General features: G+C 73.0%; 20 protein-coding genes. 16 read left to right on the forward strand and 4 right to left on the reverse strand.

Features of this window, described 5'->3' with window-relative positions; all coding sequences use genetic code 11:
* Positions 1-39: 39 nt before the first annotated feature.
* A complete protein-coding gene (locus tag DAE25_RS16450) occupies positions 40-1,665 on the reverse strand; it encodes a peptide ABC transporter substrate-binding protein (RefSeq protein WP_107767228.1) in 1,626 nt (541 codons plus the stop codon).
* Between the two features lie 244 nt (positions 1,666-1,909).
* Here DAE25_RS16450 and DAE25_RS16455 point away from each other — a divergent pair, with 244 nt between their 5' ends.
* The 12 genes from DAE25_RS16455 (at position 1,910) to DAE25_RS23250 (ending at position 15,372) form a co-directional block, all read left to right on the forward strand.
* Entirely contained in the window at positions 1,910-3,253 is a 1,344-nt protein-coding gene (locus tag DAE25_RS16455; protein ID WP_107767229.1) for a replication-associated recombination protein A, read from the forward strand.
* Between the two features lie 9 nt (positions 3,254-3,262).
* Positions 3,263-3,769, forward strand: coding sequence for a hypothetical protein (locus DAE25_RS16460; protein ID WP_107767230.1), 507 nt, complete (start codon positions 3,263-3,265; stop codon positions 3,767-3,769).
* Positions 3,769-4,053: a DUF6167 family protein gene (locus DAE25_RS16465; RefSeq protein WP_107767231.1), complete on the forward strand. Its 285-nt coding sequence runs from the start codon at positions 3,769-3,771 to the stop codon at positions 4,051-4,053. Before DAE25_RS16460 ends, DAE25_RS16465 begins: the two co-directional genes overlap by 1 nt.
* The gene (alaS, locus tag DAE25_RS16470) at positions 4,053-6,722 is read left to right on the forward strand and encodes an alanine--tRNA ligase (protein ID WP_107767232.1); all 2,670 of its coding nucleotides are present in this window, start codon (positions 4,053-4,055) and stop codon (positions 6,720-6,722) included. Before DAE25_RS16465 ends, alaS begins: the two co-directional genes overlap by 1 nt.
* A 13-nt stretch (positions 6,723-6,735) precedes the next feature.
* Positions 6,736-7,197 carry a Holliday junction resolvase RuvX gene (ruvX, locus tag DAE25_RS16475; protein ID WP_234411101.1) on the forward strand — a complete coding sequence of 154 codons (462 nt, stop codon included), beginning with the start codon at positions 6,736-6,738 and terminating at the stop codon, positions 7,195-7,197.
* On the forward strand, positions 7,190-8,362 hold the full coding sequence (gene mltG / locus DAE25_RS16480) for an endolytic transglycosylase MltG (protein ID WP_107767234.1): 1,173 nt from the start codon (positions 7,190-7,192) through the stop codon (positions 8,360-8,362). Before ruvX ends, mltG begins: the two co-directional genes overlap by 8 nt.
* Complete coding sequence (locus tag DAE25_RS16485) at positions 8,362-9,228, forward strand: shikimate dehydrogenase (RefSeq protein ID WP_107767235.1); 867 nt, start codon at positions 8,362-8,364, stop codon at positions 9,226-9,228. The genes mltG and DAE25_RS16485 overlap by 1 nt, the downstream gene beginning before the upstream one ends.
* On the forward strand, positions 9,225-10,016 hold the full coding sequence (locus tag DAE25_RS16490) for a prepilin peptidase (RefSeq protein WP_107767236.1): 792 nt from the start codon (positions 9,225-9,227) through the stop codon (positions 10,014-10,016). The genes DAE25_RS16485 and DAE25_RS16490 overlap by 4 nt, the downstream gene beginning before the upstream one ends.
* Positions 10,017-10,072: 56 nt before the next feature.
* Complete coding sequence (aroC, locus tag DAE25_RS16495) at positions 10,073-11,251, forward strand: chorismate synthase (protein WP_107767237.1); 1,179 nt, start codon at positions 10,073-10,075, stop codon at positions 11,249-11,251.
* Entirely contained in the window at positions 11,248-11,763 is a 516-nt protein-coding gene (locus tag DAE25_RS16500; protein WP_107767238.1) for a shikimate kinase, read from the forward strand. Before aroC ends, DAE25_RS16500 begins: the two co-directional genes overlap by 4 nt.
* The gene (aroB, locus tag DAE25_RS16505) at positions 11,760-12,857 is read left to right on the forward strand and encodes a 3-dehydroquinate synthase (protein WP_107767239.1); all 1,098 of its coding nucleotides are present in this window, start codon (positions 11,760-11,762) and stop codon (positions 12,855-12,857) included. Before DAE25_RS16500 ends, aroB begins: the two co-directional genes overlap by 4 nt.
* 70 nt (positions 12,858-12,927) lie before the next feature.
* Positions 12,928-15,372, forward strand: a complete 2,445-nt coding sequence (locus tag DAE25_RS23250) for an SCO7613 C-terminal domain-containing membrane protein (protein ID WP_159083793.1) — start codon at positions 12,928-12,930, stop codon at positions 15,370-15,372.
* Positions 15,373-15,400: 28 nt separating this feature from the next.
* Here DAE25_RS23250 and DAE25_RS16515 read toward each other — a convergent pair whose 3' ends face one another.
* Genes DAE25_RS16515 through DAE25_RS16525 form a run of 3 tightly spaced genes read right to left on the reverse strand, consistent with a single transcriptional unit; the run spans position 15,401 to position 17,392 of the window.
* Complete coding sequence (locus DAE25_RS16515; protein ID WP_107767240.1) at positions 15,401-15,937, reverse strand: RNA polymerase sigma factor; 537 nt, start codon at positions 15,935-15,937, stop codon at positions 15,401-15,403.
* A gap of 3 nt (positions 15,938-15,940) precedes the next feature.
* Entirely contained in the window at positions 15,941-16,672 is a 732-nt protein-coding gene (locus DAE25_RS16520; protein WP_107767241.1) for a hypothetical protein, read from the reverse strand.
* A gap of 51 nt (positions 16,673-16,723) precedes the next feature.
* Entirely contained in the window at positions 16,724-17,392 is a 669-nt protein-coding gene (locus tag DAE25_RS16525) for a hypothetical protein (RefSeq protein WP_107767242.1), read from the reverse strand.
* Positions 17,393-17,555: 163 nt separating this feature from the next.
* On the opposite strand from DAE25_RS16525, the gene efp reads away from it, so the two are divergent.
* The 4 genes from efp (at position 17,556) to DAE25_RS16545 (ending at position 20,791) form a co-directional block, all read left to right on the forward strand.
* Positions 17,556-18,119 carry an elongation factor P gene (gene efp / locus DAE25_RS16530; RefSeq protein WP_107767243.1) on the forward strand — a complete coding sequence of 188 codons (564 nt, stop codon included), beginning with the start codon at positions 17,556-17,558 and terminating at the stop codon, positions 18,117-18,119.
* 1 nt (position 18,120) lies between these two features.
* A complete protein-coding gene (gene nusB, locus DAE25_RS16535; protein ID WP_056889622.1) occupies positions 18,121-18,528 on the forward strand; it encodes a transcription antitermination factor NusB in 408 nt (135 codons plus the stop codon).
* Between the two features lie 64 nt (positions 18,529-18,592).
* Entirely contained in the window at positions 18,593-19,414 is an 822-nt protein-coding gene (locus tag DAE25_RS16540) for a DUF1206 domain-containing protein (protein ID WP_159083794.1), read from the forward strand.
* A gap of 15 nt (positions 19,415-19,429) precedes the next feature.
* Positions 19,430-20,791, forward strand: a complete 1,362-nt coding sequence (locus tag DAE25_RS16545) for a dihydrolipoyl dehydrogenase family protein (protein WP_107767245.1) — start codon at positions 19,430-19,432, stop codon at positions 20,789-20,791.
* The last annotated feature ends 132 nt before the right edge of the window (positions 20,792-20,923 follow it).

Raw genomic sequence — 20,923 nt, forward strand, 5'->3', positions numbered from 1 at the left:
GTGCGGCCCGGAGGTGTCGGCCCGCGCCCGTCGTCACGATCACTCGGCGACGCTCACCTCGGTGAGCAGCATCTGGTCGGTGGGGCTGAACTGGAGGTTCTCGATCTTCTCGCTGAAGACGATGAACGTCTTGTCGAACCACAGCGGGATGACGACCTGGTTGTCCAGCACCACGTCCGCGGCCGCCTGGTAGGACGGGAGGCCCTCCTCCACGGTGGGCGCCGCGTCGCCCTCGGCCACCAGGTCGAGGAACTGGTCGTGCTCCGGGCCGCTCCAGTCCCCGTAGTTGGAGCTGCCGGAGCCGTAGACCGGGTCGAGGTAGTTCTGCGGCGAGGGGTAGTCCGGACCCCAGCTGAGCCGGAACGGTCCGTCCACGGTGCTCCGGGTGTCGAGAGCCCCGAGGTACGGCGTGAACGGCTGCGACTTGAACTCGTACTCCAACCCGAGGTCGTTCTGCCAGCCCTGGGCCATCGCCTGCACCCAGTCCTCGTGGCCGCCGTCGTTGTTGAACCAGATGTTGATCTTGTTGCCGGGGATGCCCCCGGCCTCCTCGAAGAGCCGCTGGGCCTCCTCGGGGTCGTAGACACAGGTGTCGCACGCGTCGTCGCGGCTGCCCGGGACGAACGGGGCGATGACGTCGGTCGCGGCCTCGTACCGGTTGTCGAGGACCCTCGCGATGATCGCCTCGCGGTCGATCGCCATGGAGAGTGCCTGCCGGATGCGGACGTCCTGGAACTCCTCCTCGTAGAGCGGGAAGCCGAAGTAGGCGAACCCGCCCCGGTCGACCTCGAGGATCTGGTCCGGGTACGCCGTCCGGGCCTGCGGCGTCTGCGACGGGTCCGGATCGACGATGTCGAGGTTGCCGGCCTGGAAGTCACGGTAGGCGGTCTTGAGGTCGGCGTAGATCTTGAACTCGATCTCGTCGGCGAGGCCGGCGGAGGCGTCGTCGCTGTAGTCGGCGTACTTCGACAAGGTGATGGCGTCGTTGTGCGCCCACGGCTCCGCGAACTCGTAGGGACCGTTGCCGATCGGCTGCTCGTTGCATGCCGCGAGATCGTCCAGGCACTCCTGCGCCATCGGCGCGCTCAGCGGGGTGTAGCTGAGGACCAGGGGGAACTGGGAGAAGGGCTTGGTCAGGGCGACCTCGATGGTGCGGTCGTCCGGGGCCGTGAGCCCGGACATCTCCTCGGCCTTCGGGTTCTCTCCCTGGAGGTCGTCGTAGCCCTCGACGTTGGCCAGGAAGAAGCCGACCTGGGTGGCGTTGGGGCCGTAGGCGGTGTGGTTCCAGGACCGCACGAAGGAGGCGGCGTCGACCGGCTCGCCGTTGTGGAAGGTGAAGCCGTCCTTGAGCGTGATGGTCCAGTTCTGGCCGTCCTCGGACTCGATCGACTCCGCCACCTGCAGCTCCTGCTCGGAGGTCTCCGGGTCGACCTTCAGCAGGCCGGTCCACACCAGGTTGATGATCTGGGCGCAGTCGGAGGAGTAGCAGTTGCTCGTGGGGGCGAAGGCCTCGGGCTCGCTGCTCGAGACGCTGAAGGCGCCACCGGCGGACTGGGCCGCCGGCTCACCGTCCGGCGGATCGTCGCCGTCCCCGGAGGAGCAGCCGGCCACGACGAGGGCCAGGACGAGAGGAATGGGCGCGAGCCAGTGCATCGATCGGTTCATGAGCGGTCCTACGACAGGAGGCCTGGAAGAGGTGTGGGGCGTCTCCCGAGAAGGCGTCGTAGCTACTCCTCCATTAACCCGCCGAGCGGTCGCGCCGCACCCGACCGACACCGAAACGACGACCAAGTCGTGAACGAATCGTGACCGGATTCGCGCCGCGACGTCCGGTGCCTCCTCCCGATCGGGTACGCCCGGGCCGGGGTCGACGGGGCGGGTGGTCTGCACGGCGGATTAGGGTCGCGCTGTGGACGGACTCTTCGACGTGCCCGGTGCCGGGCCGGCCCCGGGGACGGGATCCCTCTCGGCCAACACGCACTCATCCGCACCGCTCGCGGTGCGGATGCGTCCGCGCACCCTCGACGAGCTCGTCGGGCAGTCGCAGCTGCGGGCCCCGGGCTCGCCGCTGCGCCAGCTCATCGAGGGCGACCGGTCGATGTCGCTGCTGCTGTGGGGGCCCCCCGGGACCGGCAAGACCACCATCGCCTCCATCGTCAGCCAGCAGACGCAACGGCGCTTCGTCGAGGTCTCGGCGGTGGCGGCCGGCGTCAAGGAGGTCCGCGCCGCGATCGACGCCGCGCGGTCCGAGCTGGCCCGGGGAGGCCAGGAGACGGTGCTCTTCGTCGACGAGGTGCACCGCTTCACCAAGGCCCAGCAGGACGCGCTGCTGCCCGGTGTCGAGAACCGCTGGGTCACGCTGGTGGCCGCCACCACCGAGAACCCCTTCTTCTCCGTCATCTCCCCGCTCCTCTCGCGCAGCCTGCTGCTGCGCCTGGAGTCGCTGACCGACGACGACGTCTCCGCGGTGGTCGACCACGCGCTGGCCGACGAGCGCGGCCTGGCCGGCGGCTACACGCTCGACGACGACGCCCGGGCCCACCTCGTCCGGCTCGCCGGGGGAGACGCCCGACGGGTGCTCACCTACCTCGAGGCGGCCGCCGGTGCCGCCTCGGACACGCACATCGACCTGTCGACGGCCGAGACCGCGGTCGACCAGGCGGCGGTGCGCTACGACCGCCAGGGCGACCAGCACTACGACGTGATCAGTGCCTTCATCAAGTCGATCCGCGGCTCCGACGCGGACGCCGCCCTGCACTACCTCGCCCGGATGATGGAGGCCGGGGAGGACCCGCGCTTCATCGCCCGACGCCTGGTCATCTCGGCGAGCGAGGACATCGGGCTCGCCGACCCGACGGCGCTCACGACCGCGGTGGCGGCCGCCCAGGCCGTGCAGCTCATCGGGATGCCCGAGGCCAGGCTCAACCTCGCGCAGGCGACGATCGCGCTCGCCGTGGCCCCCAAGTCCAACGCCGTCACGCTGGCCGTGGACGCGGCCAGTGCCGACGTACGCGCCGGCAAGATCGGCCAGGTGCCCCCGCACCTGCGCGACGCCCACTACGCCGGCGCCAAGAAGATCGGCCACGGCAAGACCTACGTCTACCCCCACGACGAGCCGTTCGGTGTCGCCGAGCAGCAGTACGCCCCCGACGTCATCGAGGACGCGACCTACTACCGCCCGACTGCCCTCGGCGCGGAGGCCGCGGTCAAGGAGCGGTGGGAGCGCATCCGACGCCTCGTGCGCGGACGATAGGGTCGTGCGGTGAGCTCCGAGCAGATCTGGCTGGCAGCAGGAGGCGCCCTGGCGCTTCTCCTGCTCGTCGGCGTGCTCGCCCTCGCGCGCGTCGTACGCCGCCTGGGTGCGCGCGTCTCGTCCCTCGAGGCCGCGCTCGGGGCGGCCCTCGAGGCCCGCGCAGACGAGACGGCGCCGCAGCCCGCCGTTGCGGCCGAGCCCGCGTCGTACGTCATCACCGGCATCGACCGGGTCGAGGACGACGAGCCCACTGTCGCCGTGCAGGGGCGCATCGACGGTGCGCTGTTCGCCGACATCGTGGCCCGCGAGAGCGCGATCAGGGCCGCGGGCATCGCCCACGGCCTGCGGCGGGCGCTGGCGCCCGAGGCACGCAACCGCATCCGCTTCGAGATGAAGCGCGAGGTCAAGCGTTCCCGCAAGCAGCGACGGGCCGACCTCAAGGAGGCCCTGCGCGACATGCAGGCCCGCGAGCGGGCGCAGATGGCCGACCGGCGCGACGAGGGGGACGCTGCCTGATGGCCAGGACGTTCTGGTTCGTCGCCGGAGCGGGAGCGGGTGCCTACGCCCTGACCCGCGCCCGCAGGGTGGCCGAGTCCCTCACCGCCGACGGCCTGCGCGACCGCCTCAGCGGCCTCGCGGTCGGCGCGCGGATGTTCCGCGACGAGGTGGCCGCCGGTCAGGCCGAGAAGGAAACCGAGTTGCGCGAGCGCCTCGGTCTGGTCCCCACTGGCATCCCCGAGCTCGGCTCCCAGCCCCGCTCCACCAGCACCCGCACCACCGACACCGAGGAAGACACCTGATGGACACGTCCGAGATCCGCCGCCGCTTCGTCTCGCACTTCGAGGCGGCCGGTCACACGGCAGTGCCGTCGGCGAGCCTGCTGGTGGACGACCCCAACCTGCTGTTCGTCAACGCGGGGATGGTGCCCTTCAAGCCCTACTTCCTGGGCCAGGAGACGCCGCCCTACGACCGCGCGGTCAGCGTGCAGAAGTGCGTGCGGACGCCCGACATCGAGGACGTCGGCAAGACGACCAGGCACGGCACGTTCTTCGAGATGTGCGGCAACTTCTCGTTCGGCGACTACTTCAAGGAGCGGGCCATCGAGCTGGCCTGGGAGCTGTGCACCAAGCCCCAGTCCGACGGCGGCTGGGGGTTCCCCGAGGACAAGCTCTACCCGAGCGTCTACGTCGACGACCCCGAGGCCGTCGAGCTGTGGAAGAAGATCACCGGCCTGCCCGACGAGCGCATCGCGCGCCTGGGCAAGGCGGAGAACTACTGGTCGATGGGCGTTCCCGGTCCCGGCGGGCCGTGCTCGGAGATCCTCATCGACCGTGGCCCGGCGTACGGCGCCGACGGCGACTTCGGTGCCGAGGACCGCTACCTGGAGTTCTGGAACCTCGTCTTCATGCAGGACGAGCTCTCGGCCGTGCGGAGCAAGGTCGACTTCGACATCGCGGGCTCCCTGCCCAAGAAGAACATCGACACCGGCATGGGGCTCGAGCGCGTCGCCTTCATGACCCAGGGCGTCGAGAACATGTACGAGATCGACGTGATGTTCCCGGTCATCCAGCGCGCCATGGAGCTCAGCGGCCGGCGCTACGGCGCCAACCACGAGGACGACGTGAGGTTCCGCGTCGTCGCCGACCACGTCCGCTCGTCGATGATGCTCATCGGGGACGGCGTCACCCCCGGCAACGAGGGCCGCGGCTACGTCCTGCGTCGCCTGCTGCGCCGTGCGGTCCGCTCGATGCGCCTGCTGGGGTACGACGACCCGGCGCTGCCCGAGCTGATGCCGGTCAGCCGCGACAAGATGGCCGAGACCTACACCGACCTGACCCGCGACTGGGACCGCATCGCGCGGGTGGCGTACGGCGAGGAGGAGACGTTCCGCAAGACGCTCCAGGCCGGCACCCAGATCTTCGACCTCTCGGCCGGCGAGGTGAAGAAGGCGGGCGGCAGCACCCTGTCGGGTGAGCGCGCCTTCGCGCTCCACGACACGTACGGCTTCCCGATCGACCTGACCCTCGAGATGGCCGCCGAGCAGGGCCTGGCCGTCGACGAGCAGGGCTTCCGCGGCCTGATGGCCGAGCAGCGCGAGCGCGCCAAGGCCGACGCCCGCGCCAAGAAGGGCGGGCACACCGACACGGTGCTCTACCGCGGGATCCTCGACGCGCACGGCCCGACCGAGTGGCTGGCCTACGAGACCCTGGAGACCGAGTCCCGCGCCCTGTCCGTGCTCAGCGGCGCCGGCGCCGTGCCGGCGCTCGCGCAGGGCGAGGTCGGCGAGCTGGTCCTCGACCGCACGCCCTTCTACGCCGAGTCCGGTGGCCAGGCGGCCGACGCCGGCACCATCGACTTCGACGGGGGACGGCTCGAGGTCCTCGACGTCCAGCGCCCGATCAAGGGGCTCGTCGTCCACCAGGTGCGTGTCCTCGAGGGCGAGCTGCGCCCCGACGCGCAGCTGCACGCCCGCGTCGACCCCGAGTGGCGCACGGGCGCCCGCCAGGCGCACTCCGGCACGCACGTGGTGCACGCCGCGCTGCGCGAGGTGCTCGGCCCCACCGCGCTGCAGTCCGGCTCCTACAACCGCCCCGGCTACCTGCGCCTCGACTTCGGCTGGACCCAGGCGCTGAGCCCCGAGCAGGTCCGCGACATCGAGCAGGTCTCGCAGCAGGCGCTGCGCGCCGACCTGCCGGTGGGCTGGCAGTACATGACGCTCGAGCAGGCCAAGGAATGGGGCGCGATCGCCCTCTTCGGCGAGACCTACGACAACACCCAGGTGCGCGTCGTCGAGATCGGCGGCCCCTGGTCGCGTGAGCTCTGCGGTGGCACGCACGTCGACCACTCGTCGCAGATCGGCACCGTCGTGGTGACGGGCGAGGCCAGCGTCGGGTCCGGCAACCGCCGGATCGAGGCGCTGACCGGGGTCGAGGGCTTCGGCTACCTCGCCCGCGAGCGCGACGTGGTGTCCCAGTTGACCGGCCTGCTCAAGACCCAGCCCGACGACCTCGTCGGCCGGGTCCAGGACCTCACCGAGCGCCTGCGCGTCGCCGAGAAGGAGCTGGAGCGGGCCCGCACCTCCCAGCTGCTCGCCGGGGGCGGACAGCTGGCGGCCCAGGCCGTCGACGTCGACGGGGTGGCCGTGGTCGTGCACCGTGCCGAGGGCATCGGCGGCGGCGACGTCCGCACCCTGGCCCTCGACGTGCGCAGCAAGCTCGACCGCGCTGGCGCCGTCGTCGTCGCGGGGGTCGCGGACGGCAAGGTCGCGCTGGTGGCCGCCGTCAACGACGCCGGCCGCGAGCGGGGCGTGAGCGCCAACGAGCTGGTCCGCACCGTCGGTGGCCTCATCGGTGGTCGGGGCGGTGGCAAGGCCGACGTCGCCCAGGGCGGCGGCTCGGATGCCTCCCGCCTCGACGAGGCCCTCGGCCTCGTCCCGGGCGAGGTCGCCCGGATGGCCGGCCAGGGCTGAGCGGGAGACGGACGTGCGCACCGGAACGAGGGTCGGCATCGACCCCGGCGACGCCCGGATCGGGGTTGCGCGCAGCGACCCCTCCGGCTTCCTGGCCACGCCCGTCGAGACCGTACGCCGCGGCAAGGGCGACGTGGCCAGGCTGCGGCGGATCGTCGCCGAGGCGGAGGCGGTCGAGGTGGTCGTCGGACTGCCCCGCTCGCTCTCCGGCGGCGAGGGTCCCTCGGCCGTCAAGGTGCGGGACTTCGCCGGGCGGCTGGCGCGCCAAATTGCCCCCGTGCCCGTCAGGCTGTGTGATGAACGCTTGACCACGGTGTCCGCGGAGTCCATGCTCCGCGACCGGGGTCGCAAGGGAGCAGCACGGCGTGCCGTGGTGGACCAGGCGGCTGCCGTCCTGATCCTCCAGCACGCGTTGGACACCGAGCGCGCGAGCGGTAGCGCGCCAGGAGAGATCGTCGAGGTCAACGATGAGTGACGAGCAGCAGTACGACTCCACCGACAGGGCCGACGACGCCGTCGACTTCGAGGAGGACGCGTACGTCGAGGGCGGGCGGCGCCGCAAGAAGCGGGGCTTCTCGGGGTGCCTCGCGGTGCTGGTCGCGCTCGCGGTCCTCGTCGGTGGCTTCTACTTCGGCGTCACCCGGGGCGTGGAGTGGGTCTCCAGCCAGTTCACCACCGCGGAGGACTTCTCCGGTCCCGGCCGGGGATCGGTGACCTTCGAGGTGAGCCAGGGCGACACCACCGCCCAGATGGGCCGCAACCTCAAGGCCGAGGGCGTCGTCGCGTCCGTGCAGGCGTTCCTCGACGCGGCCGCTGCCGAGCCCGACTCGGCCGGCATCCAGGTGGGCTTCTACGAGATGCAGAAGGAGATGGCGGCCGACGACGCGCTGGAGGTGCTCCTCGACCCCGCCAACCAGGTCAAGAGCGTCGTCACGGTGCCCGAGGGCATGCGGGTGGAGGACGTCGTCACCCTGCTCGGCGAGCAGACCGACTTCGGTGCCGCCAAGTGGCGCAAGGCGCTGGGCCAGGACATCGGGCTGCCCGACTACGCCGAGGGCAACCCGGAGGGCTACCTGTTCCCCGCGACGTACGAGATCGGTCCGAAGGACAAGCCCCGCGACGTGCTGACCGCGATGGTGGACCGGTGGCGGCAGGCGACCGACGACGCTGGCCTGGAGGAGGCAGCCGCCGAGCTGGGCAAGACCCCGGCCGAGCTGATGATCATCGCCTCGCTGGTCGAGGCGGAGGGCCGCGGCGACGACATGCCCAAGATCTCGCGCGTCATCTTCAACCGTCTCGACGGTCCCGGCGACAAGGCCGGCACCAACGGCCTGCTCCAGATCGACGCCAGCGTCAACTACGGCCTCGACCAGGAGCTCGGGGTCGCGCTGACCACCGAGCAGCTCCAGCAGGACACGCCGTACAACACGTACACGCGGCCCGGCCTGCCCCCGACGCCTATCGAGGCTCCCGGTGACGCGGCCATCGCGGCGGCGGCCAACCCGGAGGAGGGCGACTGGTACTACTACGTGACCGTCGACCTGGCGACGGGCGAGACCAAGTTCGCCGAGACGTACGACGAGTTCCTGACCTACAAGGACGAGTACACCGAGTACTGCACGACGTCCGACGCCTGCTGATGGGTGGTCCGGAGGCGGGTGATCCACGGGCGACGGGTCGTCGCTGCGGCGTGCTCGGCGACCCGATTGCCCACTCGCTGTCGCCGACCCTGCACCGCGCGGGCTACGCGGCGCTCGGCCTGGACTGGGAGTACGACGCCCACCGGGTCGGGCCGGGTGGGCTGCGGGACTTCCTCGACGGCCTCGGCGCCGAGTGGCGCGGGCTGTCGCTGACCATGCCGCTCAAGCGCGAGGCGGTCGGGGTCGTCGACGACCTCACCGAGCGGGCCCGGCTCGCCGGGGCGGCCAACACCGTCCTGCTCGAGGGCGACCGCCGGGTCGGGGACAACACCGACGTCCCGGGGGCGATCGCGGCCATCCGTGAGCGCACCGGCGCCCACCTCACCAGCGCCGCGATCCTGGGCGGGGGAGCGACCGCGACCTCCGTCGGGCTGGCCCTGGCCGACCTGGGGGTGCGGTCGCTGGCGCTGGTCGTCCGCGAGCCGGCCCGGGCCGCCGAGACCCGCGAGGCCCTCAACGGGCATCCCGGGCGACCGGACGTGGTCGTCGGCATCCTCGACGACCCCGCGCCGCTCGAGGTCGACCTCGTCGCCTCCACGATTCCCGCCGAGGCCCAGGACCACCGGCTGGTCGCCCGGTGCCGCGCAGCGGAGGTGGTCTTCGAGGTGCTCTACCACCCGTGGCCCACGCCGCTGGCCGCCTCGGCGGGCGACCGCGTGCTGGTGGGCGGGCTGGACCTGCTCCTGCACCAGGCAGCGGTCCAGTTCGAGCTCTTCACCGGCCACCGGGCCCCGCTCGCCGCCATGCGCGCGGCGGGGGAGCAGGCACTGGCCGCGCGCTCGGCGGCCGGGGATCCCCGGCCGTGAGCGACACCCTGCTGGCTGCCGTGGTCGCCGGCGTGCTGTGCGGCCTGCTCGGCCTGCTCGTGCCCCGGCTGGTCGCGGCGGTGCCGGAGCCCGCGCCGAAGGACGAGCCCGCTCCGCAGGACGAGCCGGTGGAGGACGCCGCCGACGGCGCCCTCGAGCACGCCCCCGTCGCGGTCGCCCGTCCGGCCGAGGAGCCCAAGCCGCTCTACGCCGCCCTCGCCGCCCGCCCGCGCCTCGGGCTGCTCGCCGGCCTCGTCTCGCTGGTGTCCGGGGCGCTCGTCGGCGCGGCGACCGGGTGGGACTGGCCGCTCGTGTGGCTGGTGCCGCTCGTCCCGGTCCTCGTGGCGCTGTCCTACATCGACTGGCACACCCGGCTGCTGCCCCGCCTCGTCGTCCTGCCGGCCACCCTCCTCGCGGCCGTCGCGGTCGTCGCGGTGGGGCTCGCCACCGACGAGCGGGACGCGCTCGTGCGGGCGCTGGTGGCGATGGTGGCCGTCCGCTCGTTCTTCTGGCTCCTGTGGTTCGTCCGCTCCGCCGGCATGGGCTTCGGCGACGTGCGGCTCGCGGCTCTGGTGGGCCTCGTCCTGGGCTGGGTCGGCTGGGGGACCGTGGCGATCGGGGTCTGGGTCGGGTTCGTGGCCTTCGCAGTCCCGGGGCTGCTGCTGGCCGTCGTACGCCGCGACCGCTCGCTGCTCAAGCAGGCCTTCCCCTTCGGTCCCTTCATGGCCCTGGGGGCCCTGGTCGGGCTCGTGTGGGGTCCCGCGTTGTCCCGCGCCCTCTGGGGCTGATCTCGCCGCCGGAGGACGGGGGTCGGTGCCGCGGGCGCGCGTGAAAGACTGCGGGCATGCTGCGTTGGCTCACTGCGGGCGAGTCCCACGGCCCCTCCCTGGTCGCCATCCTCGAGGGCCTGCCCGCCCACGTCCGTGTCACCTCCGACGACATCTCCGACGCCCTCGCCCGGCGTCGCCTCGGCTACGGCCGCGGCGCCCGGATGAAGTTCGAGGCCGACGAGGTGACCGTCATCGGAGGCGTCCGCCACGGCGAGACCCAGGGCGGCCCGGTCGCCATCCAGATCGGCAACACCGAGTGGCCCAAGTGGGAGAAGGTCATGTCGGCCGACCCGGTGGACCCGGCGGAGCTCGACGCGCTGGCGCGCAACGCCGCGCTCACCCGCCCGCGTCCCGGGCACGCCGACCTCGTCGGCATGCAGAAGTACGACTTCGACGAGGCCCGGCCGATCCTCGAGCGCGCCTCGGCCCGCGAGACCGCCGCCCGCGTCGCCCTGGGCCGGGTCGCCACGCACTTCCTCTTCCAGTCGGTCGGCGCCGAGGTCGTCAGCCACGTCGTGGAGCTCGGTGGCGTCGCCGCGCCGGCGGGGTCCGTCCCCCAGCCCGACGACCAGGGACGCCTCGACGCGGACCCGGTGCGCTGCCTCGACCCGGAGGCCAGCGCCGCGATGGTCGCCCGGATCGACCAGGCCCACAAGGACGGCGACACCCTCGGCGGTGTCGTCGAGGTCGTCGTCCACGGACTGCCGCCGGGCCTGGGCTCCCACGTGCACTGGGACCGGCGCCTCGACGCCCGGCTGGCCGGCGCCCTCATGGGCATCCAGGCCATCAAGGGCGTGGAGGTCGGCGACGGCTTCGGCCTGGCCGCCACGCCGGGGTCGGAGGCGCACGACGAGATCGTCTCCACGCCCGACGGGCTGCGCCGCACGTCCGGCCGCTCCGGAGGCACCGAGGGCGGCATGACCACCGGCGAGGCGCTGCGCGTGCGCGCCGCCATGAAGCCCATCGCCACCGTGCCGCGTGCCCTGCGCACCGTCGACGTCGCGACCGGCGAGGAGACGGTGGCCCACCACCAGCGCTCCGACGTGTGCGCCGTCCCGGCCGCCGGGATCGTCGCCGAGGCGATGGTGGCCCTGGTGCTCGCCGACGCCGTGATCGAGAAGTTCGGCGGCGACTCCGTGCGCGAGACGCGCCGCAACGCCGAGAGCTACCTGGACACGCTGAGGTTCCGATGAGTCACCCCGTCTCCGGTCCCCGGGTCGTGCTCGTCGGCCCGATGGGGGCCGGCAAGTCCACGGTGGCCGCCCTCCTCGGTGAGGCATGGGGCCTGCCGGTCCGCGACACCGACACCGACATCGTGACCTCCCAGGGCCGCACCATCGCCGACATCTTCGTGGACTCCGGCGAGGAGCACTTCCGGGCGCTCGAGGCGACCGCGGTCGCCGACGCGCTGGCGACCCACGACGGCGTCCTCGCGCTGGGCGGGGGAGCGGTGCTCGACCCCGGCACCCGCGAGCTGCTCGCCGGCCACCGGGTGGTGTTCCTCCGCGTCGGGCTCGCCGAGGCGGTCAAGCGGGTCGGCCTCGGCGTCGGTCGCCCGCTGCTGCTGGGCAACGTCCGCTCCCGCATCAAGACCATGCTCGACGAGCGCACCCCCGTCTACGAGGGCCTGGCGACGCTCGTGGTCGACACCGACGAGCGCACCCCCGCCGAGGTCGCCATCCAGATCCAGGAGCAGCTCACGTGACCGACACCGTCCTGCACGTCGGCGGCGCGTCGCCCTACGACGTCGTCGTCGGCCACGACCTGGCCGACCGGCTCCCCGGCATCCTCGGTGAGTCCGTGCAGCGGGTCGCGGTGCTGTACGCCGGCTCGCTGGGCGAGCTCGTCCAGCCCGTCGTCGACGCGCTCGTCGACCGGTATGACGTGCTGGCGCTGGGCCTGCCCGAGGGCGAGGCCGCCAAGACCGCTGCCGTCGCCGCCGACTGCTGGGAGGCGCTGGGGGAGGCGGGCTTCACGCGCTCGGACGCCGTGGTCACCTTCGGCGGCGGCGCGACCACCGACCTGGGCGGTTTCGTGGCCGCGACCTGGCTGCGCGGCGTACGCGTCGTGCACGTCCCCACCACCGTCCTCGGGATGGTCGATGCGGCCGTCGGCGGCAAGACCGGCATCAACACCGGGGCCGGCAAGAACCTCGTCGGGTCCTTCCACGAGCCGGCCGGGGTGCTGTGCGACCTCGCCCTGCTGCGGTCGCTGCCGCGCGAGGAGCTCGTGTCCGGCCTGGGCGAGGTCGTCAAGTGCGGCTTCATCGCCGACCCGGCGATCCTCGAGCTGGTGGAGGGCACCGATCCCGCCGACCTCACCGCGGGCTCGGCCGAGCTGCGCGAGCTCGTCGAGCGCGCCATCCGGGTCAAGATCGACGTCGTCGTCGACGACCTGCGCGAGACCGGCGGCCGCGAGGGCCACCCCGGCCGCGAGGTCCTCAACTACGGCCACACGCTGGCGCACGCGATCGAGCGCGCGAGCGGGTACGCCGTCCGCCACGGCGAGGCCGTCGCCATCGGGTCCGTGTACGTCGCCGAGCTGGCCGCGCTGGCCGGCTCCCTCGACCCGGCGGTGGTGGACCGGCACCGTGCCGTCTTCGGCCGGGTGGGCCTGCCCACGGGCTATGCCGGGGCGTCCTTCGAGGAGCTGCACGAGGCGATGAAGGTCGACAAGAAGTCCCGCGGCAACCAGCTGCGCTTCGTCGTCCTCGACGACCTCGCAGTGCCGCGCGTCCTCGCCGGCCCGTCCGAGGAGCACCTGCGCGCGGCCTTCGTCGCCATCGGCGGCGACCGCTGAGCCCTCGTACTCAGCGCGACTGAGCAGCGCGGGTGATGGGTGGAGCCACCAGCCGGGTGGACCATCAGGCATGTTCACCTACGCCGACCCGCGTGCCTGCCCGGGATGCCGCGCCCCGCTGACCGCCCCTGTCCTCTCCTGTGCCGCGTGCGGTCTCTCCCTCACCGGCTCCGCCCCGCGTCAGGTCTTCGAGGCGCTCCGGCACGTCGACGGCCTCGTCGCCGCGATGTACGCCCAGGTCCCGACCCCGGCCGCCGCTCATGACGCTCCCGTCGCGGCGACCGACGTCGCCGCCCCGCCCCGCCCGGCGCCCGCGCCGTCGTACGCCCGCACCGGGCTCAGCGCCGCGTCGGTGCCCAGGATCCTGCTCGGCCTGGGAGCCCTGTGCCTGGTGGTGGCGGCGGTGGTCTTCCTCGCCGTCGCGTGGGCGGCGCTGGGCGTGGGCGGTCGCACCACGGTCCTCGTGGTCCTGACCGCGGTCGCCGCCGGGCTGATGGCCTGGCTGGCCGCTCGCGACCTCCGCGCCGGGGCCGAGGCCTTCGCCTCGGTCGCGCTCGGCCTGCTGGCCCTCGACCTCGGGGGCGCCTGGCGGGCCGGGTGGCTGGGGCCGCTCGGTGACGAGCCGTTCGTGGTGCTGGCGGGACTGGTCGTCGCCGGCACCGCCGCCGCGGTCGGGCGCTGGACGGCCACCACTCCGGTGGGCGCGCTGGTCAGCGCCCAGGCGGTCGGGGTCGTGGCCGTGCTGGTCGCCTCCCTCGGCGTGCCCGGGACGATCGAGCGGGGAGACGCGGTCGGCGTCCTGGGGGCGCTGCTCGTGTGCGTCGCCGGCGCGGCGCTCGGGCACCTCGTCGGACTCCGCGTCCTCGCGCTGGGGGCGGCTGTCGGCGCGGTCGGCTGGTGGGTGGCGCTGGTGGTCGTCGGGGTCGGTCGCCTCGACGAGCTCACGGTGGCCGGCGTGTGGGGGGAGCTGGCCGTCTGGCCGCTCCTCGTCGCCACCGCGCTGGCGGCCGTCGTGGCCCTGCCGCGACGGCTCCCGACCGAGGCACGGGTCGGGGCCGCGTCGGTCGCGGTCCTGCTCGGCACGGCGGTCGTCACGGTGGTCTCCTTCGACGAGTCCGCCACCCGGGTGGCGCTCGTGGAGCTCGCCGTCGTCGCGGCGTACGCCGTCCTCTCCGCCCGTCTGACCGGCGCCTGGCGCTGGGTCTGCGCGGCCCCCTCGGTCGTCGCGGCGCTCGGCCTCGCCGCCAGCGTCCTGATGCTGGTGGGCGCCGCGCTCCCCGTCCTGGTCCTCCACGACCCGTGGAGCGTCGGCGTCCTCACCCGCCTCGACGCCCCCGACGTGCCGTGGTCGTGGCCGCTGCTGCTGCCCGTCGGCGTCGCGGGCATCGCGGTGGCGGCATCCACGGTCCTGCGCTGCGCCGGCCTCCGCGCCGGGTCGGCGCTGGTCCCCGGGACGGCGCTCGCGCTGGTCGCCCTGGCGCTGGTACCCCCGCTGTACGCCGCCCCGCTCCTGGTCGCCGTCGTCGTCCTGCTCCTGGTCGGGGGTGCCCTCGCCGTCGGGGGAGCGGTCCTCGACCGGGTCGAGGTGCTGGCCCTGGCCGCGGTGACCCTGCTGCTGGCGCTCGGCGCCGCCCTGGCGAGCGACTGGGTCACCGCCGGGACGCTGGCCGTGCTCACCGCGGCCGCGGTGGCCCTCGAGGTCGTCCCGCCCCGCACCTGGCGCGACGTCGGCGCCGCGTTGGCCCCGCTCACCGGGGCCGGCCTGCTCTGGACCCTCGGGCACCTGGCAGGTGTCCCGGTCGAGGCCCGCGCCCTGCCCGTCCTGCTCGTCCTGGGCGTCGCGATCGTGCTCGTGCCCCGGGTCGGGCGCGAGGTGGCCTCCGCCGTCGCCGCCGCGTGCGCCGTGGCCGCCTCGGTGGTCTCGGCGGGCCCGGCCGGCTCGGTGGACCAGACGTGGCTCGCCGTCCACCTCACGGTCGCGGGCGTGGTGGCGACCGTGTCGTCCCTGGTCAACGCGGACCGACGACGCCTCGCCTGGGTCGGGCTGGGCCTCCTGACGCTGGCGCAGTGGGTGCGGCTGCAGCAGGTGGGGGTGGAGACCGTGGAGGCCTACACGCTCCCGCTCGCGCTGGTGCTGCTCGTCGTCGGCGTCGTGTCCATGCGACGGGGCAACGACTCCAGCGTGCGAGCACTCGGGCCCGGCCTCACCCTCGGCCTGGTCCCGACCCTGCTCCTGGTGCTCGTCGACCCCGTCGACCTCCGGGCGGTCCTGCTCGGCCTGGCCTGCCTGGTCCTGGTCGCCGTCGGCGTGTCCCAGCGCTGGTCGGCCCCGCTGGTCGCCGGGGCCGTGACGGGGGCGCTCGTCGTCCTCCGCGAGGGCACGTTCGCCCAGGTGCTCCCGCAGTGGGTGCTGATCGGCCTGGTGGGGGTGCTGCTCACCGTCGTCGGCGTCACCTGGGAGCAGCGCCTGCGGGAGCTCCAGCGGGTGTCGGCCTACGTCCGAGGCCTGCGCTGACGACTCCTGGCTCCGCGCACGGCACGCCTCACGAGGTGACGCTGAGGCTCGGCACGCGCCGCAGACGGGCGAGGCCGCGGTGGCGGGCGACCCGGACGGCCGCCTGGCTCAACCCGAGTGCGGTGGCGGTGGTGCGGATGTCGAGGCCCACCACCTCCAGGCAGCCGATGACCTCGCGCTCCCGCGGCGGGAGCCGGTCGATCAGCTGGCGCACGGCGGCGACCCGCAGGGCCATCTCGTCGGCGGGCGGTGTCTGCACGTCGGGCACGGCGTCCGACGGCTGGGTGTTGCGCCGCGTCGTACGTCGTCTGGCGTTGACCGCGTGCAGCCTGCCGATGCCGAACAGCCAGCCCGCGAAGTCGTCGTCCCCGCCGCGGAACTCACCGACCTTGGTCGACGCCGTGAGCCAGGTCTCCGAGGCGAGGTCCTCGGCCGAGGCTGCGACGTCCACGGGGGCCAACGTGCGCAACCACACCAGCAGGCGCCCGGCATGGGCCTCGTAGGCCTCGCGCCAGGCGCTGGGGTCGCCGTGCCGCAGGCGGTCGACGAGTCCGGTCGTGGTCACGGCCTACTCGTCGTCCTCGACCTCGTCCGCGTCGACCTCGTCGGGGTCCTCCGTGCTCGGGCTCCGGTCGGAGGTGGTCTCGTCCTGCGGCTCGGACGTCGCCGAGGACCCACCGGGTCCGGAGCTGTCGTCCTCCGAGTCCTCCGAGTCGCCTGAATCCTCTGCGTCCTCCGACTCGTCGGGCTCGTCGGGCTCGTCGTCGGAACCCGAGGTGGTGGCGGTGGTGCTCGGTGTGCCGGACACCGAGTCATCGGGATCGTCCCCGGGGCCGGAGGTGGAGGCCGTCGGGGCCGGGCTCGTGGGGCCGGGTGAGGTGGGCACGGGTGAGCCCGACGCACCCGCTCCCTCCTGCGAACCGCCCGGCGATGCGGGTGACGTCTGCGGGGGCGGGGAGGCGTCGGACGACGTCGCCGGGGGGTCGGTCGCCGTGCTGCCGTCGCGTTGTGCTGGTCGGCTCGGCCCCGGGTCGGGCCGCGCGGGGGTCTCGGTGGTGGGGGCGTCGGGCGTCCGCGTCGGTCCGACGTCGGAGTCGTCGGCCTGGCTTCCTGCCACCGCGGCGGCGGCCCCGATCACGGCAGCGCATGCGGCGGCCGCCAGGAAGGGTGCCCACCGCGGCGTGGGCGTGCGCACGGGTGAGGAGGCCGCGTTGGCGGCGAGGAGCGCGATGAAGGCGTCCGGCGCCGGGGTCGGTGCCGGTTCGATACGCAGGCCGCCTGCCTGCTGGTCGTCATCCATCACGCGCTTCTCGCCCTGTCGTCCTTGCCCCTGTCCCGACGCTACGCCTGATCAGTCGTCGTCGCCGTGGTCGTCCGAGTCGTCGCCCGAGTCGTCGTCGCCCCCGCCGTGGCTGCCCGAGTGATCGTCGGAGTCGTCGTCCGCGTCGTCGTGCCCGCGGTCCTCGGCGGCGTCCTCAGCGTCCTCGGCTGCCTCCTCGGCCGCCTCGGCAGCCTCCTCAGCCGCTTCTTCGGCCGCCTCGGCGGCCTCCTCGGCTGCTTCCTCCGCCTCCTCGGCGGCCTCCTCGGCCGCCTCCTCAGCGTCCTCGGCAGCGTCGTCCGCCTCGTCGTCGTGGTCGTCATCGGACGTGGGGGACGCGGTCGGAGAGGTCGGCGACGGTGTGGTGGTCGACGGAACGGGTGACGGGGTCCCGGACGCGTCGTCGTCGTGCTCCGCCTCGTCGTGGTCGTCACGGTCGTCGCTCTTGTCGTCCGACGGGCTCGCCGTCGCGGTGGGCGACACGGTGGGCTTCTCGGTGGGCGACACCGTCGACGTCGGCGAGGGCGCCGGGGTGGGCGAGTCCTCGTCGCTGTCGTCCGAGGAGGAGTCCTGCACCTGCGAGGTGCCGGGCGAGGGCGCGTCGTCCGAGGCGGCCGCGCCGACGGCGTACGTGCCGCCGATGATCGTCAAGGAGGCGACGGCGATGGCCGCGAGCTTGGTGTTGCTGGTGAGAGGTCGCACGAGTACTCCTGGGTTCGGTGGCGTCGCGGCCGGGGCCGCCCGACACCTCGTACACGTCGCGGGCGGTGGCTGGTGTTACATCGACACCGAATCGGAGTGCGACGGGTCGGACGCTAGGGTTGGGCGACTCCCGACCGAACGTAGTGAGGCTGATCCGCGCGCCATGGCAACCACCAACGACCTCAAGAACGGCATGGTCCTCAACATCGAGGGCCAGCTCTGGACCGTCATCGAGTTCCAGCACGTCAAGCCCGGCAAGGGCCCGGCCTTCGTGCGGACCAAGCTCAAGAACGTCGAGTCCAACAAGACGGTCGACAAGACCTTCAACGCCGGCACCAAGGTCGAGACGGCCAACGTCGACAAGCGGACGATGCAGTACCTCTACAACGACGGCACGTCGTACGTCTTCATGGACACCTCGACGTACGACCAGCTCGAGGTCGCGCCGGAGATCGTCGGCACCGCCAAGAACTTCATGCTCGAGAACCAGGAAGCCATCGTGGCGACCAACGAGGGTCGCGTGCTCTTCATCGAGCTCCCCGCCTCCGTCGAGCTCCTCATCGCCGAGACCGAGCCGGGCCTCCAGGGCGACCGCTCCACCGGCGGCACCAAGCCGGCCACGCTCGAGACGGGCCACCAGATCAACGTGCCGCTCTTCATCACCGCCGGCGAGAAGGTCAAGGTCGACACCCGCGACTCGTCCTACCTCGGCCGCGTCAAGGGCTGACGTGTCGGCTCGCGGCAAGGCCCGCAAGCGCGCACTGGACGTCCTGTACGCCGCCGAGATGCGCGGCGAGCAGCCGGTCGAGGCCCTCGAGCGGATCATCGCCGCCGGCGAGGGCCCGACCAACGACTACACCTCGACCCTGGTGCACGGCGTGGCCGAGCACCAGGCCCGCATCGACGAGCTCCTCGGCACCTACGCCCAGGGCTGGACGCTGACCCGGATGCCGGCGGTCGACCGCAACGTGCTGCGCCTCGGCGTCTACGAGCTGCTGTACGTCGAGGACGTCCCGGACGGCGTCGCGGTCTCGGAGGCCATGAGCCTCGTCCGCGACCTGTCGACCGATGAGTCGCCGAGCTTCGTCAACGGCCTGCTCGGCAGCATCGTGCGCGACAAGGCCGACCTGGTCTGAGTATCCGGTCTGTTGCCTCCCGCGGGTGAGGCGGCACTCCCGGTGGGGCCCTAGGGTGTCGCCCATGGGAGAGGTCGCCGACAAGGCACAACGCACAGGTCAGCAGGCACATCAGAGCGAGTGGCTGGACTGGGCGATCCGGGCCGGGCTCATCGCCTACGGCGTCGTCCACCTGATGGTGGGCTGGCTCGCCGCCCAGCTGGCGCTGGGGGAAAAGTCCGAGAGCGCGTCCAACGCGGGCGCCCTGCACGCGCTGGCCGAGCAGCCGATGGGCGGCGTGCTGATCTGGATGATCGCCGTCGGCATGATGCTCCTCGTCGTCTGGCGGCTCCTCGAGTTCGCGATGGGCTACCAGGACGAGACCGACGACAAGAAGCGCTGGCGCAAGCGCCTCACCTCGCTCGGCAAGGCGGTCCTGTACGGCGTGCTGGCCTGGACCGCGGTCAAGGTCGCCGTCGGTGACGGGTCGAGCGGCGGCACCGACTCCACCACCGCCAAGCTGATGGACCTGCCCGGCGGGCAGCTCATCGTCGGGGCGGTCGGTCTCGCGATCGCCGGATACGGCGGCCTGCTGGTCTACCGCGGGTGGACCGAGAAGTTCACCGAGCACCTCACTGCCCACGGGCAGTCCGGCAACGACGGCTCGGCGATCGTCCTGTTCGGCAAGATCGGCTACATCGCCAAGGGCATCGCGATCGGGATCGTCGGCGGCCTGTTCTGCTACGCCGCGATCACCCACAAGGCCAAGGAGTCGGGCGGCCTGGACCAGGCGCTGCAGACGGTCCGTGAGCAGCCGTTCGGCCAGTTCCTGCTCCTGGCGATCGCCGCCGGCATCGCCTGCTACGGCCTGTTCTGCTTCGCCCGCGCCCGGCACCTGTCGCGCTGAGCGGGGGACGGACCGATGAGCGAGCGCATTGCCTGTGACGTCGTCGTCCTCGGGCTCGGTCCCGGCGGGCAGGAGCTGGCGACCGAGCTGGCCGAGGCCGGTCTCGACACCGTCGGGGTCGAGATGCACCTGGTGGGCGGCGAGTGCCCGTTCTACGGGTGCACCCCCAGCAAGCTGATGATCCGGGCCGCCGACCACGTCGCCATGGTCCACCGGGCCGACCACCTCGCAGGACCGGCGACGGTGGAGCCGGACTGGTCGCGCCCGGCCGCACGCATCACCGACGAGGCCACCAAGGGGTGGACCGACGACGCCAACGCCAAGGCCGTCCAGGAGGCCGGGGTCCGGCTCGTCCGCGGCCACGGACGGCTCGTCGCGCCCGGCGTCGTGGAGGTCGAAGGCGTGGAGTACGAGGCGTCACGCGGTGTCGTGCTCAACACCGGCACCGAGCCCCTCGTGCTGCCGATCGACGGCCTCGCGGACACGCCGTACTGGACCACCCGCGACGTCGTGCAGGTCACCGAGCTGCCCCGCAGCCTGGTCGTCCTCGGCGGCGGCCCGATCGGCTGCGAGCTCGCGCAGGCGATCGCCCGCTTCGGGGTCGCCGTCACCGTGATCGAGGCCGACGACCGGCTGCTCGCCGTCGAGGAGCCCGAGTCGAGCGAGCTCATCACCCGGCTCTTCGAGGCCGAGGGCATCACCGTGCACACCGGCGTCCAGGTCGACAGGGTCGAGCACGACGGCACCTTCGTCCTCACCGCCGGCGACCTGCGGGTCGAGGCCGAGCGGCTGCTCGTCGCCGCCGGGCGCAGCAACAACATCCGCGACGTCGGGCTCGAGAACGTCGGCCTCGACCCGGACGCCAAGACCGTCGAGACCGACGAGCGGATGCGGGCCGGCGACAAGCTGTGGGCCATCGGCGACATCACCGGGCACGGCCGCTTCACCCACGTGTCGAGCTACCAGGCCGAGGTGGCCAAGGCCGACATCCTCGGTGAGGACGGACCGGTGGCCGACTACCGGGCGGTGAGCCGGGTGACCTTCACCGACCCGGAGATCGGCTCCGTCGGGCTGACCGAGGAGCAGGCGCGCGAGCAGGGCCTCGACGTCCGCACCGGCTTCGCCGACATCAGCGGGTCGGCACGCGGCTGGCTCGACGGCGAGGGCAACGAGGGCCACATCAAGCTCGTCGCCGACGCCGGAACGGGGCTGCTGGTCGGGGCCACCACGATGGGCCACACGGGGGGAGACCTGGTCGCGATGCTCACGCTGGCCATCCACGCGCAGGTGCCGCCGTCCGTCGTACGCCGGATGCACTTCGCCTTCCCGACCTACCACGGGTCGGTCATGACAGCCTTGGACGACCTCGGGCTCTGAGGGCTCCTCAGGCCACGGGTCGACACCGTGCGGGGCACGCCGTGTCCACGTGATCTGATCGATGAGCAGTGGTGGCGCTGTCTCCCGGAGTCGTCCGGACCTTGGACCCGTGTCTGGGTCACCAGTCCGTGC

Source organism: Nocardioides terrigena (assembly GCF_003047265.1).
Classification (GTDB): domain Bacteria; phylum Actinomycetota; class Actinomycetes; order Propionibacteriales; family Nocardioidaceae; genus Nocardioides; species Nocardioides terrigena.

Bases quoted from the DNA above. Each gene is read 5' to 3' on its own strand.
- alaS (WP_107767232.1), top strand. From the start codon at position 4,053: ATGGACACGTCCGAGATCCGCCGCCGCTTCGTCTCGCACTTCGAGGCG.
- DAE25_RS16485 (WP_107767235.1), top strand. From the start codon at position 8,362: ATGGGTGGTCCGGAGGCGGGTGATCCACGGGCGACGGGTCGTCGCTGC.
- efp (WP_107767243.1), top strand. From the start codon at position 17,556: ATGGCAACCACCAACGACCTCAAGAACGGCATGGTCCTCAACATCGAG.
- mltG (WP_107767234.1), top strand. From the start codon at position 7,190: ATGAGTGACGAGCAGCAGTACGACTCCACCGACAGGGCCGACGACGCC.
- DAE25_RS16500 (WP_107767238.1), top strand. From the start codon at position 11,248: ATGAGTCACCCCGTCTCCGGTCCCCGGGTCGTGCTCGTCGGCCCGATG.
- DAE25_RS16465 (WP_107767231.1), top strand. From the start codon at position 3,769: ATGGCCAGGACGTTCTGGTTCGTCGCCGGAGCGGGAGCGGGTGCCTAC.
- DAE25_RS23250 (WP_159083793.1), top strand. From the start codon at position 12,928: ATGTTCACCTACGCCGACCCGCGTGCCTGCCCGGGATGCCGCGCCCCG.
- DAE25_RS16540 (WP_159083794.1), top strand. From the start codon at position 18,593: ATGGGAGAGGTCGCCGACAAGGCACAACGCACAGGTCAGCAGGCACAT.
- aroC (WP_107767237.1), top strand. From the start codon at position 10,073: ATGCTGCGTTGGCTCACTGCGGGCGAGTCCCACGGCCCCTCCCTGGTC.
- DAE25_RS16520 (WP_107767241.1), bottom strand. From the start codon at position 16,672: ATGGATGACGACCAGCAGGCAGGCGGCCTGCGTATCGAACCGGCACCG.
- DAE25_RS16545 (WP_107767245.1), top strand. From the start codon at position 19,430: ATGAGCGAGCGCATTGCCTGTGACGTCGTCGTCCTCGGGCTCGGTCCC.
- DAE25_RS16450 (WP_107767228.1), bottom strand. From the start codon at position 1,665: ATGAACCGATCGATGCACTGGCTCGCGCCCATTCCTCTCGTCCTGGCC.